Origin of the sequence: Microbacterium sp. Leaf151 (assembly GCF_001424225.1) — a bacterium.
Classification (GTDB): Bacteria; Actinomycetota; Actinomycetes; order Actinomycetales; family Microbacteriaceae; genus Microbacterium.
This window is the reverse complement of sequence record NZ_LMOR01000003.1, coordinates 463961-477452: the sequence shown is the minus strand read 5'-3', so window position 1 is coordinate 477452 and position 13492 is coordinate 463961. Positions and strand designations below refer to the sequence as shown.

The window sequence follows — 13492 nt, the reverse complement described above, 5'->3', positions numbered from 1 at the left end:
CGGGCGGGCGGGCGGGCGGAGCGTCAGGCCGCGAGCGCCAGGTACGGCTCCCACCGTGGGTCGCTCTTGTCGACGCCGCGGACCGTCCACGACGAGCCATGCGGCGGGGCGGGCACGAGCCGCAGCTCCCACCGCATCTCCTGCGGCGTGCGATCGCCCTTGATGTTGTTGCATGCGAGACAGCACGCCACCAGGTTCTCCCACGTGTCCTTGCCGCCACGCGAGCGCGGCATCACGTGGTCGATCGTCGAGGCCGCCTTGCCGCAGTACCCGCAGCGGTGCCCGTCGCGGCGGAGGACGCCGCGACGCGTCACCGGCACACGCCGTGCGCCCGGCACGCGCACGTAACGGGTCAGGATGATCACCGCCGGGCGATCGTACGTGCCGGCGGAGGCCCAGACGGGATCCTCCTCGACGCGTTCGACGACCACGGCCTTCTCGTTCATCACGAGCACGAGCGCTCGCTTGAACGACACGACGGCGAGGGGCTCGTAGCCCGCGTTGAGCACCAGTGTGCGCATGTACGTCTCCTCTCGAATGGCCGAGACGGCTTCTCGGATGTTCGACTCGCGACGACGGCAGGCGCGGAAAGGGTATGAAAAAAGGCGCTGTCAGGCAGACAGCGCCTTCGGACGCGCGGCCAGGCCACGGCATCCGAACTCACGATGCCGAAGAACGAGCAGCCCGAGCGCATCCATGGTGCGGATGCGCGGACTGGCGTTCATCGGCGTTCCCTCCGGTTCTTCCGACGTCGAGGAAAGGCTAACCCACCACGACACGCCCGGGGTCGGGCGGGAGGGGAAACGGAAGACGGCGTGTCGGAGAACGATGGTCTCCGGCACGCCGTCTCGCGTAGGGAAGGTCAGCCTGCGTTCTGCTGCAGCCAGGCGTAGGGGTCGACCACCGAGTTGTTGATGTGCACCTCGAAGTGCAGGTGGTTGGCGGTCGAACTGCCTGTCGAACCGACGAGACCGATGAGCTGACCCGCGGCGACGGTCTGCCCCGCCTGCACTACTCGGCTGCCGTAGGTCATGTGACCGTAGGTGGTCGACACCTTCTGGCCGTTGATGACGTGCTCGAGCACGATCGCGACGCCGTACCCGCCGTAGCTCTCCTGCGAGATGCTCACGACACCCGCGGCGGCGGCGAAGATCGGCTGGCCACCGGGCGCGAGAAGATCCACGCCCTGGTGGTAACCGGAATCCCACAGACCACGGCCGAGGATGTAGCTCGTCAGAGGCCAGCGAACCTCGCCCGAGCCGGGCGCGGTCATGGTGAGGTCGACGGACGAAACGGAGGTGCTGGCCGTGGATGCCGCCTGGCGTGCGCGCTCGGCGGCGGCAGCGGCAGCGGCCGCGGCGGCCTCTTCGTCCTTCTTCTTCTTGATCTCGTCCGCGGTGGTGGCGGAGTAGCTGCTGCGGTCGAGCGTCTCGGCCGTGGCGTCGGATGCGACGACCAGCGACTGGTTGTCGGCGGCCGACATCTGCTGCAGCGTCATGGTTTCGGCGGCGGGCATGGTGGCCGCGTAAGCCGGGATGGCCACCGTCGCCACGAGCCCCGCCACCATCGACAGGATGACGGCGCTGCGCAATGGCTTGCCGATGCCGCGCGTCGATGAGGGACGGGGAGCAGGGATGGCACGCACGGCCGGTGCAGCCGCGGTGCGGGCGACCGGTACGGCCGCGATGCGAGCGGAACGGTTCGTCGTTCGGGCGACGGCCGCGCGTGTGCTCTTTCGGGTGGGGCCCGTTACGGGGACCTCGGGTAGGTCCGCAGCGGGATCGTTGTGTTCAGCCAAAGTTCCTCCGGCGCCTCTGCGTCTTCGGGGACGCTGGCTCGTCAGCACTCGATCATTGGGGGCACGATGTGCGGGCTTAGCCCTCTGCAGACGACGAGCCGATGAGGCAAACCGCGAGGGGTCCGACGGCGGGCTTCCAGCCTGTGGACCCTCTGAGGCTACCTGAAGATAACGAACAAGTCACGCTTCGGTCAGGTGCCCCGACGAACACCGGGGTGAATTCGCGCTGACGTTCAGTCGCCGGCGACCAGGAAGATGTGCGAAGCCACCTCGACGGGCAGCTCCAACCCCTCGTCGATGCCCTCCATCTGCAGGAGGACGTAGCCCTCGTTGAAGCGGTAGTCGCCGCGCTTTCCGGGCAGAACGCCGGCGGCCTTGAGCTGCTGCAGGAGTTCGGGGTCGACCTGCGCGGGTTCGGCGAGGCGCCGGATCGTGCCGGAGACGGGGCCACCGGCATCCGTCAGCTTTCGCACGAGACCGACCACGCCATCGTCGAAGGTGGCGCTGGAGGCGTCGCCGAGCTGGTCGAGTCCGGGGATCGGGTTGCCGTACGGGGACTCGGTCGGGTGCCCGAGCAGTTCGACGAGACGTCGCTCGACCTGCTCGCTCATGACGTGCTCCCACCGGCACGCCTCGTCGTGCACGTAGGCCCAATCGAGCCCGATGACGTCGCTCAGGAGGCGCTCGGCGAGACGGTGCTTGCGCATGACGTCGACGGCCTTCTGGCGTCCGTCGTCGGTCAGCTCGAGTCGGCGGTCCTCGGAGACGACGACGAGACCGTCGCGCTCCATGCGGCCCACGGTCTGCGAGACCGTCGGACCCGAGTGGCCGAGACGCTCGGAGATGCGCGCGCGCAGCGGCACGATCTTCTCTTCCTCGAGCTCGAGGATCGTGCGCAGGTACATCTCGGTGGTGTCGATCAGGTCGGTCATTTAGGTGTCCTCGATGTCGCGCGGCAAGTCCTCCCAGCCTACCGACCCCCTCCGACATGAGCGCGGGAGAGGCGGGACGGGGACTCTAGAATCGGTCCATGCCGCACGTGGAACTCCCCAGCGAACTCCTGCCCGCCGACGGCCGCTTCGGGTGCGGCCCCTCCAAGGTGCGCGGTGCGCAGCTCGAGGCCCTCGTCACCCGCGGAGCGTCGATCCTCGGTACCTCTCACCGCCAGGCCCCCGTCAAGAACCTCGTCGCCAGCACGCGCGAGCGCCTGTCGCAGCTGCTCCGCCTGCCCGAGGGCTACGAGATCATCCTGGGCAACGGCGGGTCGACCGCCTTCTGGGATGCCGCGGCGTTCGGCCTCATCGACACCCGCAGCCAGAACCTGGTGTTCGGCGAGTTCGGCGGCAAGTTCGCCTCCGCGGCCGCCGCTCCCTGGCTGCAGGCGCCCGACGTGCGCAAGGCCGCACCGGGCACGCGCACCGTGGCCGAGGCCGTCGAGGGTGTCGACGTGTACGCCTGGCCGCACAACGAGACCTCCACCGGCGTATCCGCTCCGATCGAGCGCGTCCAGGCGGATGCCGGTGCGCTCACCGTCATCGACGCGACCAGCGCCGCCGGCGGGATCGACTTCGACGTGACGCAGGCCGACGTGTACTACTTCGCGCCGCAGAAGAACCTCGGCTCCGACGGGGGACTCTGGTACGCCGCCGTGTCGCCGGCCGCCATCGAGCGCATCGAGCGCATCGCGGCATCCGATCGGTACATCCCCGAGTTCTTGAGCCTGAAGAACGCCCTCGACAACTCCCGCCTCCAGCAGACGCTCAACACCCCCGCGTTGGCGACCCTGCTGCTGCTCGACGAGCAGCTCGGCTGGATCCTCGACAACGGCGGTCTGTCGTGGGCCGCCGCCCGCACGGCCGAGTCGTCGGCGGCGCTGTACGAGTGGGCCGATGCGAGCGCCGTGGCGACCCCCTTCGTCGCCGATCCTTCAGACCGCTCCCCCGTCGTCGTCACCATCGACTTCGACGACAGCATCGATGCGGCCGCGATCGCCAAGAGCCTCCGCGCGAACGGCATCGTCGACACCGAGCCCTACCGCAAGCTCGGGCGCAACCAGTTGCGCGTCGCGACGTTCGTCTCGATCGAGCCGGCTGACGTCCGCCGTCTCATCGGCGCGATCGACTACACGATCGAGCACCTTCCCGGCGCCTGACGCCCGAACGACGAAGGCCGTCCCGCATCGTGCGGGACGGCCTTCGTCGTGAACTCAGTAGCTGCGGTCGCCCTCGTCGCCGTCCTCGTCGGAGTCGCCCTCGTCGGAGTCGTCCTCGTCGGAGTCGTCCTCGTCGGAGTCGTCCCGCCTCGTCGAGGTCGTCGTCCGCCTCGTCGAGGTCGTCGTCCGCCTCGTCGAGGTCGTCGTCCGCCTCGTCGAGGTCGTCGTCCGCCTCGTCGGGGTGATCGGCGTCCAGCTCATCGATGTCGACGCCGTCGAGGTCGCCGGCGTGGAAGCGCGCCTTCGGCTCGTCTTCGTCGTCATCCGCCTCGTCGTCGTCGACGTCATCCGTGTCGTCGTCGTCATCGTCGAGATCGTCGTCTTCGTCATCGACCGTGGCCGCGGCCACCTGCGCCGCCTGATAGTCGGCCAGGCGCGTCGCCCACGGCACCCAGTCGGGCGCGAGGAGGGCTCCGTCACCCGGCAACAGCTCGACCTCGAGCACGGTGGGATCGGACCCGTCGACCACGGCGACGCTCACCGTCCAGAACCAACCCGGGTACCCGGAGAGCCGGGTGTGAAAACGCAGCGATACGGCTCCGTCGTCTTCGGCCGTGTACCCGGCCGCGGGACCGACGGTGTCGGCGGGCGTGATCTCGTACAGGGCGGCGAGCGCCAGGTCGTGGGCGCCGGTCAGACGCTTGTCGACGAACTGCTCAGGCTTCGAAGTCATCGGCGACCTTGCGCAGGACGGCCGCGATCTTCTGCGCGTGGGGGCCGTTGGGGTACCGGCCGCGGCGCAGGTCGCCACCGATGCCGTCGAGGAGCTTGACGAGGTCTTCGACGATGATCGCCATGTCGTCGGCGGGCTTGCGGGAGCGCTTGGACAGGCTCACCGGGGCGTCGAGGACGCGCACGGACAGGGCCTGGGGGCCGCGCTTGCCGTCGGCGACGCCGAACTCCAGTCGCGTCCCGGCCTTGGGCCCGGGGGTTCCGGCGGGCAGAGCCGTGGCGTGCAGGAACACGTCCTGGCCGTCATCGGTGCTGATGAAGCCGAAGCCCTTCTCGTCGTCGTAGAACCTGACCTTGCCGGTGGGCATGGACACCTCGCTGAGTGTGTGCGCGATCGCGCGGCGGAACGCAGGACCCGATCGGATCCCGGTCTTCCAGACTACGGCACCGCCGCCAGGCAGTAGGCTGAGGCCGATGAGCACCCGCACCTCCGGCGGCAGCACGCCGGGCGACGACGTTCCCGTTCGCCGCATCGACCGCATCCTGGCGTTCATGTCGCTCGGGTTGCTCGTGCTGGCGCTCGTATGTTTCTTCGCGATCATCATCGGCTCCACCGCCGGCGCCGATCTGGCCTCGGGCGTGTGGCCCGTGGTGAGCCTGCTCGTCCTCGTCACACCCCCCATCGCGTTCGGATGCCTGCTGGCCGTGCTCATCATGAGCTTCGTCCGAAGGGCCCGGGCCAACAAGGCTCGTTGACGTGGCCGAGACCTCCGCTCAACGCGCACTGGCGGTCTCGTTGGGCGCGCGCTCCGACGACGAGCTCGCGCGCCTGTTCGCCGACCGGCACGTCTCGCCGTCGGCGACCTGGCGTGACATGTTCGACGCCGCCGAGGCGCTGCTCGAGCCGGTCTCGGTCGCCCGCGCACTGCCGGCCCTCACCCGTCGGGAGTCCGACGCGCTGTTCGCCGCCCTCGCCGGCACCCCCGCCACCGGCGACGTGCGTGACGATCTGATCTCCCGCGCGCTGGTCGGAGACGACGGCCTCCTCTTCCCGAGCGTGGCCGACGCGGTCCGCGAGGCGCTGCCCGACGGCGTTCCCGCCGCCGCGACACCGTCGCCCACGCCATCCGCGGCCGAGACCGCCGCGGCATCCGAGGCCGCTTTCACGTACGCCGCATCCGTGGCCGACATCCTTCTGCAGACCCTCGAGGCGCCGCTCGGACGCATCGGATCGGGATCCCTCGGGGCGACGGAACGCCGTCGACTCGTCGACGCCGGAGCCGTCTCGACGCCCGCCGACGCCGACCTGCTCGTCGGTCTCGCCGCCGACGTCGGCCTGCTGGGCGCGAATGATCGCGCATGGCTCGTCTCATCGGCCGGCCGGGAGTGGCTGCGCCTGCCCACCCTCGAACGCTGGCAGCGCACGGCGGTGGCGCTGCGCGACGCCCTTCCCCGCGCCTACCGGTCAGCCGACGGAGGGTGGATCCCCGTCGACGAATGGGCCGGAGCCACGCCGTTCGACCCCGAGGGCGCGGACCGCGCGGCCCTGTGGGCACGCCGCCTGCGGCGGTGGGGGCTCGTGGATGCCGCGGGGCGCACCGCCCCGTGGGCGGAACCCCTCGCCCGGGGCGGCGACGTCGACACGTCGGCGCTGCGCGAACTGCTCCCGCCCGAGGTCGATCGTGTGTACCTGCAGAACGACCTGACCGCGATCGCGCCCGGGCCCCTCGCCCCGCACCTCGACGTCCGGTTGCGGTCGATGGCCGTGCGCGAGTCGCGGGCGCAGGCCTCGAGCTACCGTTTCAGCGCCGCCTCGATCGGCGCGGCGATCACGGCCGGCGAGACGGCCGACTCCCTCCGCGACTTCCTCAGCGGCATCTCGCTGACCGGACTCCCGCAACCGCTCGCGTATGTCATCGAGCGCACGTCCGCCGAGCACGGGCGGGTGCGCGTGATGAGCGACCCGGCCACCCGCCTGACGCGCGTCGTGACCGATGACGAGACACTCTTGCGCTCGATGGAGATCGATCAGTCGTTGCGCTCGATCGCGCTGTCGCGCACCGACGACGACGAACTGGTGTCGCACGTGTCGAGCGACGTCGTGTTCTGGGCACTCACCGACGCGCACTACCCCGCCGTCGCCGTCGACTCCCACGGACGACCGCGCGCGCTGGAGCGCGCGAGGCTGGCCCCGGGCTCGCAGCCCGCCGCCGAACCCGCCGACGTCTACACCGACCTGCTGCGGCGCCTGCGCGAGGGCGTGGGCGACTCGGATGCCGCGTGGCTCGAACGCGAGCTCGACCAGGCCGTCCGCGCCCGCGCCGTCATCGACGTGACCGTGCGCCTCCCCGACGGCTCCGCCCGCGTGTTCCGTCTGGAAGCGACGGGGCTGGGCGGCGGACGCCTGCGGGGTCGCGACCGGGGAGCCGACGTCGAGCGCACCGTGCCGCTGTCGCACATCGACGGTGTGACCCCCGTCGGGTGACGCCCCTTCGTCGGCGTGGTCGGCCGTCTGCGCTGCGACCCCGGTAGAATCGAACGCTATGGCTGACGGTCCCCTCATCGTGCAGAGCGACCGCACCGTCCTCCTCGAGGTCGCACACCCTCAGGCGGAGACGGCGCGGCACGAGCTCGCCATCTTCGCCGAGCTCGAGCGCGCACCCGAGCACATTCACACGTATCGCATCACGCGCCTGGGGCTGTGGAACGCCCGCGCGGCAGGTCACGACGCCGACGCGATGCTCGACACCCTCGACCGGTGGTCGCGCTTCCCGGTCCCGGCCTCGGTCAGCACCGACATCCGTGAGACGGTCAACCGTTACGGCCGACTCGTGATCGAGCGCAACGACGACAAAGAACTCGTGCTGCGCTCCACCGATGCCGCGGTCCTCAGCGAGGTGTCCCGCAACAAGCGCATCGCGCCGCTGCTCATCGGCCACCCCACCCCCGACAGTTTCCTCGTCGACGCGTGGGCTCGCGGGCACATCAAGCAGGAACTGCTCAAGATCGGCTGGCCGGCCGAAGACCTCGCCGGCTACACGCCCGGCACGCCGCACCCCATCGATCTCGCCGAAGACGGCTGGAGCCTCCGGCCCTACCAGCGACAGGCGGTGGACTCCTTCTCCGAGGGCGGCTCCGGTGTCGTGGTGCTCCCCTGCGGCGCCGGCAAGACCCTCGTGGGCGCGGGCGCGATGGCCGACACCCGCACCACCACGCTCATCCTCGTCACCAACACCGTGAGTGCGCGGCAGTGGCGCGACGAGCTGCTGCGACGCACCACGCTCACCCCCGAGGAGATCGGCGAGTACTCCGGTCAGGTCAAAGAGATCAAGCCCGTCACCATCGCGACGTACCAGATCCTCACCGCCAAGCGAAAAGGTCAGTACGCCCACCTCGCGCTCCTCGACGCCCTCGACTGGGGCCTGGTGCTCTACGACGAGGTGCACCTGCTGCCCGCCCCCGTCTTCAAGCTCACCGCCGACCTGCAGGCGCGACGCCGTCTGGGACTGACAGCGACGCTGGTTCGGGAAGACGGCCGCGAGGGCGACGTCTTCAGCCTCATCGGGCCGAAGCGCTTCGACGCGCCGTGGAAAGAGATCGAGGCTCAGGGCTTCATCTCTCCGGCCGCCTGCTACGAGGTGCGCATCGACCTCCCCGCCGGTGAACGCCTCGAGTACGCGGCCGCCGCCGACGAGGACCGCTACCGTCTCGCCGCCACCGCGCCCGCGAAGATCGACGTCGCTCGCCGCCTCGTCGAACGGCATCCGGGTGAGCGCGTCCTCGTCATCGGGCAGTACCTCGACCAGATCGACGAGCTCGCCGAAGCGCTCGGCGCCCCCCAGATCACCGGGGCGACGCCGATCTCGGAGCGCGAAGAACTGTTCCAGGGTTTCCGCGACGGCAGCATCCCCCTGTTGGTGGTGTCGAAGGTCGCCAACTTCTCGGTCGACCTGCCGGAGGCCTCGGTCGCCATCCAGGTGTCGGGCTCGTTCGGATCGCGTCAGGAAGAGGCACAACGTCTCGGTCGACTCCTGCGGCCGAAGCAGTCCAACCACACGGCGAGCTTCTACACGCTCATCGCGCGCGACACGGTCGACCAGGACTTCGCCCAGAACCGCCAGCGGTTCCTCGCCGAGCAGGGGTACGCCTACACGATCCTGGATGCCGACGGAATCGACGCCGCGGCGGCCTGATCCATAGCAGGGCGCGCCCATCGGTTCCATATCCAGCGGATTGCTGGGTCGGGTCACGATAATGAGGTCATGACAGCACCTCGCATCCTCGTCGTCGACGACGAACCGAATATCCGCGACCTGCTCATCACGAGCCTGCGCTTCGCCGGGTTCCAGGTGCGAGCCGTCGCGAACGGCGCGCAGACGATCTCGGCCGTGCTCGAGGAGGAACCCGACCTCATCGTGCTCGATGTGATGCTCCCCGATATGAACGGCTTCAGCGTCACCAAGCGTCTTCGCGGCGCGGGTTACACCGCGCCCATCCTGTTCCTGACGGCGAAAGACGAAACCGAAGACAAGATCGAGGGCCTGAACGCCGGAGGCGACGATTACGTCACCAAGCCGTTCAGCCTCGACGAGATCGTCGCCCGCATCCAGGCGATCCTCCGCCGCACCATGCAGGCCGACGAGGAGTCGATCATCCGCACGGGCGAACTCACGATGGATCAGGACACCCACGACGTCAGCGTCGGCGATGTGTCGATCGATCTAAGTCCTACCGAGTTCAAGCTCCTGCGCTACCTCATGCTCAACCCCAACCGCGTGCTGTCGAAGGCGCAGATCCTCGACCACGTCTGGGAGTACGACTTCAACGGCGACGCCGGCATCGTCGAGAGTTACATCTCGTACCTCCGCCGCAAGATCGACCCGCACTCCTCCGAGCCGCTCATCCAGACCAAGCGCGGCTTCGGCTACATGCTGAAGTCGGGCAAGACCGCCTGACGAGAAGGCATCCGCCCTGTCGCATCCTGACGATTCCCTCACGCGCTGGTGGCGCGGCCTGAGCCTTCGCACCAAGGTCACCGGCGTCACGGTCATGCTCCTGGCGATCGGCTTGTTCACGGCGGGCATCGGCACCATGGTGTTCCTGCGGACGACCTTGGTGAACAACCTCGACGAGCAGCTCGCCCAGCAGGCGGCGGGCAACATCGCCGACAGCGTGTTCACCGTGACGCCCGTCGACGGTCAGGTCGTCTTCTCGCAGATCGAGAACGCGCCGCAGATCGGGTCGATGGTCGTCGTCTACGGCCCCGACGGTGAGCGCAAGGCGTTCTACAACGGCACGGCATCGCAAACACTGCCCGAGTTGCCGTCGACGTTCAGCGTCGAGCAGACATACGGGCAACTCGATCGACGCATCGAGCTGCACGACGGCGATTCGGGTCAGCATTTCCTCGCCCGCGTCGGCGTGCTGCCGGTCAACGGGAGTTCTGGCGTCTACACCCAGATGGTGATTCAGCCGCTGGCGCCGACCGATCGCATCGTCGCCGCCTACATCGGCATCTACGCCTTCGTCGCGCTGCTCATCCTCGTCGCGACCGCCCTGCTCACCCGATGGCTGGTCACGCTGGCGTTCAGAAACCTCCGCCAGGTCGAGACGACCGCGATGGACATCGCCGCCGGCGACTTCAGCCAACGCCTCACCGACATCGTCCCCGACACCGAAGTGGGCCGGCTCAAGACCGCCATCAACGCGATGCTCGCGCGCATCGACGGCGCCCTCGGCCAACGGGACGCCACAGTCCGGCAGATGCGCCGCTTCATCGGTGACGCCAGCCATGAGTTGCGCACGCCTCTGGTGACGATGCGCGGGTACGCGGAGCTCTACCGGATGGGCGCGATCCGCTCAGATGAGGACGTCGCGCAGTCGATGGAACGCATCGAGAAGGAAGCCATCCGCATGGGTGCGCTCGTCGAGGATCTCCTCGCCCTCGCGCGTCTCGACGAGCGACGCGACGTGACCATCACCCCGCTCGACCTGCGCCCGATTGCCCGCGACGCGGCTCTCGATCTGCGGGTCACCTCGCCCCAGCGGGAGGTGACGGTCGACGACACCACCTCACGCGACGAGATCGTGCTGCCCACCATCACCCTCGACCCCCTGCTCGATGCCGGCGGGGATCCTGCAACGGCCGCGAGCCGACGACGCGCCGCCCCGACCACGTCGGCCATGGCCATCGCAGGTGCGACGCTGTCGCGGCTGCGGCGCAAGCCCAGGGATGCCGGCGAGTCGCCGTCGACGTCTGCTGACGCCGCCCCGGCCGCGGCGCCCACCTCTCCGACCGGAGTGGTACGCACGCCCGCGCGGATCGCGCCCATTGTGCTGGGGGATGAGAACAAGGTGCGCCAGGTCGTGGCGAACCTCCTCGGAAACGCCCGCCGATTCACCGGCGACAACTCTCCCATCGGTCTCCGCGTGGGCGTCGACGTAGAGAGCGACATGGGGTGGATCGAGATCATCGATCACGGAGAGGGCGTTCCGGAGCAGATCCGCGATCAGATCTTCCAGCGCTTCTGGCGCGCCGACACCTCTCGCACCCGCGAGACGGGCGGGTCGGGCCTCGGTCTGTCGATCGTGGCATCCATCGTCGATCTGCTGCACGGAACGGTCGAGGTGCGCGACACACCGGGAGGCGGTGCGACCTTCCGCGTCTCGCTCCCCCTCGCCGACCGTCGTGACGCCCAGGAGCACGCGCTCATCGAGACGCAGCCCCTCGAGCGTCTCCCTGCGGGCTATCGGCCCGAGCCGACCGCCTGACGACGCAGGACAGCCGCCCGCGAGTCCTCCCTCGCCCGGTCCCGCCGCGGGCCGACGGGCGCGTGACGGGCGGACGAGCCGAAGACAGCGAAGCGCCGTCAGCGGCGGCGGGGCGTCGAGAGCGGAGGAGACCCGGGCGGCGGAGGATCTCCCGGTGCGGATCCTTCCTCCCGTCGCGGAATCACCTCCGCTTCCGACTCCGCCGGGTGGCGCGCCTGCGACGCGTCACCCGGCCGAGTGCCACGTGTCGACCGCGCGGCCGGACACACGAGAGAACGCGCCGCACACACGCAGAACGCCCCCTCCCGGAGGAGGGGGCGTTCTGCTGACGTCAGGCGTGGATCAGAAGTCCATGCCGCCCGTCGGGTCGCCAGCCGGAGCGGCGTTCTTCTCGGGCTTGTCGGCGACGACGACCTCGGTGGTGAGGAAGAGGCCGGCGATGGATGCCGCGTTCTGCAGCGCCGAACGCGTCACCTTGGCGGGGTCGATGATGCCCTGTGCGAACAGGTCACCGTACTCGCCGGTCGCGGCGTTGAGGCCGTGGCCCACGGGGAGCTCGGCGACCTTGTTGGCAACGACGCCGGGCTCGAGACCGGCGTTGAGCGCGATCTGCTTGAGCGGGGCCTCGATGGCGACGCGAACGATGTTGGCGCCCGTCGCCTCGTCACCGACGAGGTTGAGGTTGCCGAGAGCGTTCTTGCCGGCCTGGATGAGCGCGACGCCACCACCGGCGACGACACCCTCTTCCACAGCGGCCTTGGCGTTGCGCACGGCGTCTTCGATGCGGTGCTTGCGCTCCTTGAGCTCGACCTCGGTCGCGGCTCCGGCCTTGATGACGGCGACGCCACCGGCGAGCTTCGCGAGGCGCTCCTGGAGCTTCTCACGGTCGTAGTCGCTGTCGGTGTTCTCGATCTCGCGGCGGATCTGGGTCACGCGACCCTCGATCAGCTCCGACTCACCCGCACCCTCGACGATCGTGGTCTCATCCTTGGTGATGATGACCTTGCGGGCGCGGCCGAGCAGGTCGACGGTCGCGTTCTCGAGCTTGAGGCCCACCTCTTCGGTGATGACCTGGCCGCCGGTGAGGATCGCGATGTCCTGCAGCTGCGCCTTGCGGCGGTCGCCGAAGCCGGGAGCCTTGACGGCGACCGACTTGAAGATGCCGCGGATCTTGTTGAGCACGAGCGTCGCGAGGGCTTCGCCCTCGACGTCTTCGGCGATGATGAGGAGCTCTTTGCCCTCCTGGATCACCTTGTCGACGATGGGCAGAAGGTCCTTGATGTTCGAGATCTTCTGGTTGGCGATCAGGATGTACGGGTCTTCGAAGACCGCTTCCTGACGCTCGGGGTCGGTGACGAAGTAGGGGTTGATGTATCCCTTGTCGAAGCGCATGCCCTCGGTGAGCTCGAGCTCGGTGCCGAAGGTGTTGCTCTCCTCGACGGTGACGACGCCTTCCTTGCCCACCTTGTCGATGGCCTCGGCGATGAGCGCGCCGATCGCGGGGTCGGCGGCGGAGATCGACGCGGTCGCGGCGATCTGCTCCTTCGACTCGACCTCCTTGGCGGAGGCGAGGAGCTCGTCGGTGACGGCCTTGACGGCCTTCTCGATGCCCTTCTTGAGCGAGATGGGGTCGGCGCCGGCGGCGACGTTGCGCAGGCCCTCGCGCACGAGCGCCTGGGCGAGAACGGTGGCGGTGGTGGTGCCGTCACCCGCGACGTCGTCGGTCTTCTTGGCGACTTCCTTGACCAGCTCGGCGCCGATCTTCTCGTACGGGTCGTCGAGCTCGATCTCCTTGGCGATCGAGACACCGTCGTTCGTGATCGTGGGGGCGCCCCACTTCTTCTCGAGCACGACGTTGCGACCGCGGGGGCCCAGGGTCACCTTGACGGCGTCGGCCAGCGTGTTGAGGCCGCGCTCGAGGCCGCGCCGTGCCTCTTCGTCGAAAGCGATGATCTTTGCCATAAGTGTGTCGTCCCTCCCGGACGGGTGACTTGCAGAATTGGCACTCGACGAAAGCGAGTGCTAATTCATTCTGGCAC

The 13492-nt window shown here is 69.1% G+C and carries 13 protein-coding genes; 7 read left to right on the top strand and 6 right to left on the bottom strand.

What is annotated here, in order from left to right; translation table 11 throughout:
• Positions 1 to 23: 23 nt before the first annotated feature.
• A complete protein-coding gene (locus ASF76_RS09745) occupies positions 24 to 521 on the bottom strand; it encodes an HNH endonuclease (protein WP_055956669.1) in 498 nt (165 codons plus the stop codon).
• 171 nt (positions 522 to 692) lie between these two features.
• On the opposite strand from ASF76_RS09745, the gene ASF76_RS17730 reads away from it, so the two are divergent.
• Positions 693 to 893, top strand: a complete 201-nt coding sequence (locus tag ASF76_RS17730; RefSeq protein ID WP_374108639.1) for a MerR family transcriptional regulator — start codon at positions 693 to 695, stop codon at positions 891 to 893.
• Here the strand turns inward: ASF76_RS17730 and ASF76_RS09740 are convergent.
• Both ASF76_RS09740 and ASF76_RS09735 read right to left on the bottom strand, forming a co-directional pair.
• Positions 863 to 1645 carry a M23 family metallopeptidase gene (locus ASF76_RS09740; protein ID WP_235561276.1) on the bottom strand — a complete coding sequence of 261 codons (783 nt, stop codon included), beginning with the start codon at positions 1643 to 1645 and terminating at the stop codon, positions 863 to 865. The genes ASF76_RS17730 and ASF76_RS09740 overlap by 31 nt on opposite strands.
• A 386-nt stretch (positions 1646 to 2031) precedes the next feature.
• Positions 2032 to 2730, bottom strand: a complete 699-nt coding sequence (locus ASF76_RS09735) for a metal-dependent transcriptional regulator (RefSeq protein WP_055956666.1) — start codon at positions 2728 to 2730, stop codon at positions 2032 to 2034.
• 98 nt (positions 2731 to 2828) lie between these two features.
• Here ASF76_RS09735 and serC point away from each other — a divergent pair, with 98 nt between their 5' ends.
• On the top strand, positions 2829 to 3950 hold the full coding sequence (gene serC / locus ASF76_RS09730) for a phosphoserine transaminase (protein ID WP_055956663.1): 1122 nt from the start codon (positions 2829 to 2831) through the stop codon (positions 3948 to 3950).
• Here serC and ASF76_RS09725 read toward each other — a convergent pair.
• On the bottom strand, positions 3904 to 4683 hold the full coding sequence (locus ASF76_RS09725; protein WP_082484972.1) for a DUF3027 domain-containing protein: 780 nt from the start codon (positions 4681 to 4683) through the stop codon (positions 3904 to 3906). The two genes, serC and ASF76_RS09725, sit on opposite strands and share 47 nt — an antisense overlap.
• Positions 4667 to 5050, bottom strand: coding sequence for a cold-shock protein (locus ASF76_RS09720; protein WP_055957202.1), 384 nt, complete (start codon positions 5048 to 5050; stop codon positions 4667 to 4669). The genes ASF76_RS09725 and ASF76_RS09720 overlap by 17 nt, the downstream gene beginning before the upstream one ends.
• 106 nt (positions 5051 to 5156) lie before the next feature.
• On the opposite strand from ASF76_RS09720, the gene ASF76_RS09715 reads away from it, so the two are divergent.
• The 5 genes from ASF76_RS09715 (at position 5157) to ASF76_RS09695 (ending at position 11453) form a co-directional block, all read left to right on the top strand.
• The gene (locus ASF76_RS09715; protein ID WP_055956660.1) at positions 5157 to 5438 is read left to right on the top strand and encodes a hypothetical protein; all 282 of its coding nucleotides are present in this window, start codon (positions 5157 to 5159) and stop codon (positions 5436 to 5438) included.
• A gap of 1 nt (position 5439) precedes the next feature.
• On the top strand, positions 5440 to 7167 hold the full coding sequence (locus ASF76_RS09710; protein WP_055956657.1) for a helicase-associated domain-containing protein: 1728 nt from the start codon (positions 5440 to 5442) through the stop codon (positions 7165 to 7167).
• A 58-nt stretch (positions 7168 to 7225) separates the two neighbouring features.
• The gene (locus ASF76_RS09705) at positions 7226 to 8875 is read left to right on the top strand and encodes a DNA repair helicase XPB (protein ID WP_055956654.1); all 1650 of its coding nucleotides are present in this window, start codon (positions 7226 to 7228) and stop codon (positions 8873 to 8875) included.
• 69 nt (positions 8876 to 8944) lie between these two features.
• Positions 8945 to 9637 (top strand): response regulator transcription factor, encoded by a 693-nt coding sequence (locus ASF76_RS09700; RefSeq protein WP_055956651.1) that lies wholly within the window; start codon positions 8945 to 8947, stop codon positions 9635 to 9637.
• A 94-nt stretch (positions 9638 to 9731) separates the two neighbouring features.
• Complete coding sequence (locus ASF76_RS09695) at positions 9732 to 11453, top strand: sensor histidine kinase (RefSeq protein WP_055956649.1); 1722 nt, start codon at positions 9732 to 9734, stop codon at positions 11451 to 11453.
• A gap of 342 nt (positions 11454 to 11795) precedes the next feature.
• On the opposite strand, the gene groL is transcribed toward ASF76_RS09695, so the two are convergent.
• Positions 11796 to 13415 carry a chaperonin GroEL gene (groL, locus tag ASF76_RS09690; RefSeq protein WP_055956647.1) on the bottom strand — a complete coding sequence of 540 codons (1620 nt, stop codon included), beginning with the start codon at positions 13413 to 13415 and terminating at the stop codon, positions 11796 to 11798.
• Between the last annotated feature and the right edge of the window lie 77 nt (positions 13416 to 13492).

Bases quoted from the DNA above. Each gene is read 5' to 3' on its own strand.
- ASF76_RS09705 (WP_055956654.1), top strand. From the start codon at position 7,226: ATGGCTGACGGTCCCCTCATCGTGCAGAGCGACCGCACCGTCCTCCTC.
- serC (WP_055956663.1), top strand. From the start codon at position 2,829: ATGCCGCACGTGGAACTCCCCAGCGAACTCCTGCCCGCCGACGGCCGC.
- ASF76_RS09695 (WP_055956649.1), top strand. From the start codon at position 9,732: ATGCTCCTGGCGATCGGCTTGTTCACGGCGGGCATCGGCACCATGGTG.
- groL (WP_055956647.1), bottom strand. From the start codon at position 13,415: ATGGCAAAGATCATCGCTTTCGACGAAGAGGCACGGCGCGGCCTCGAG.
- ASF76_RS09700 (WP_055956651.1), top strand. From the start codon at position 8,945: ATGACAGCACCTCGCATCCTCGTCGTCGACGACGAACCGAATATCCGC.
- ASF76_RS09725 (WP_082484972.1), bottom strand. From the start codon at position 4,683: ATGACTTCGAAGCCTGAGCAGTTCGTCGACAAGCGTCTGACCGGCGCC.
- ASF76_RS09735 (WP_055956666.1), bottom strand. From the start codon at position 2,730: ATGACCGACCTGATCGACACCACCGAGATGTACCTGCGCACGATCCTC.
- ASF76_RS09715 (WP_055956660.1), top strand. From the start codon at position 5,157: ATGAGCACCCGCACCTCCGGCGGCAGCACGCCGGGCGACGACGTTCCC.
- ASF76_RS09745 (WP_055956669.1), bottom strand. From the start codon at position 521: ATGCGCACACTGGTGCTCAACGCGGGCTACGAGCCCCTCGCCGTCGTG.
- ASF76_RS09720 (WP_055957202.1), bottom strand. From the start codon at position 5,050: ATGCCCACCGGCAAGGTCAGGTTCTACGACGACGAGAAGGGCTTCGGC.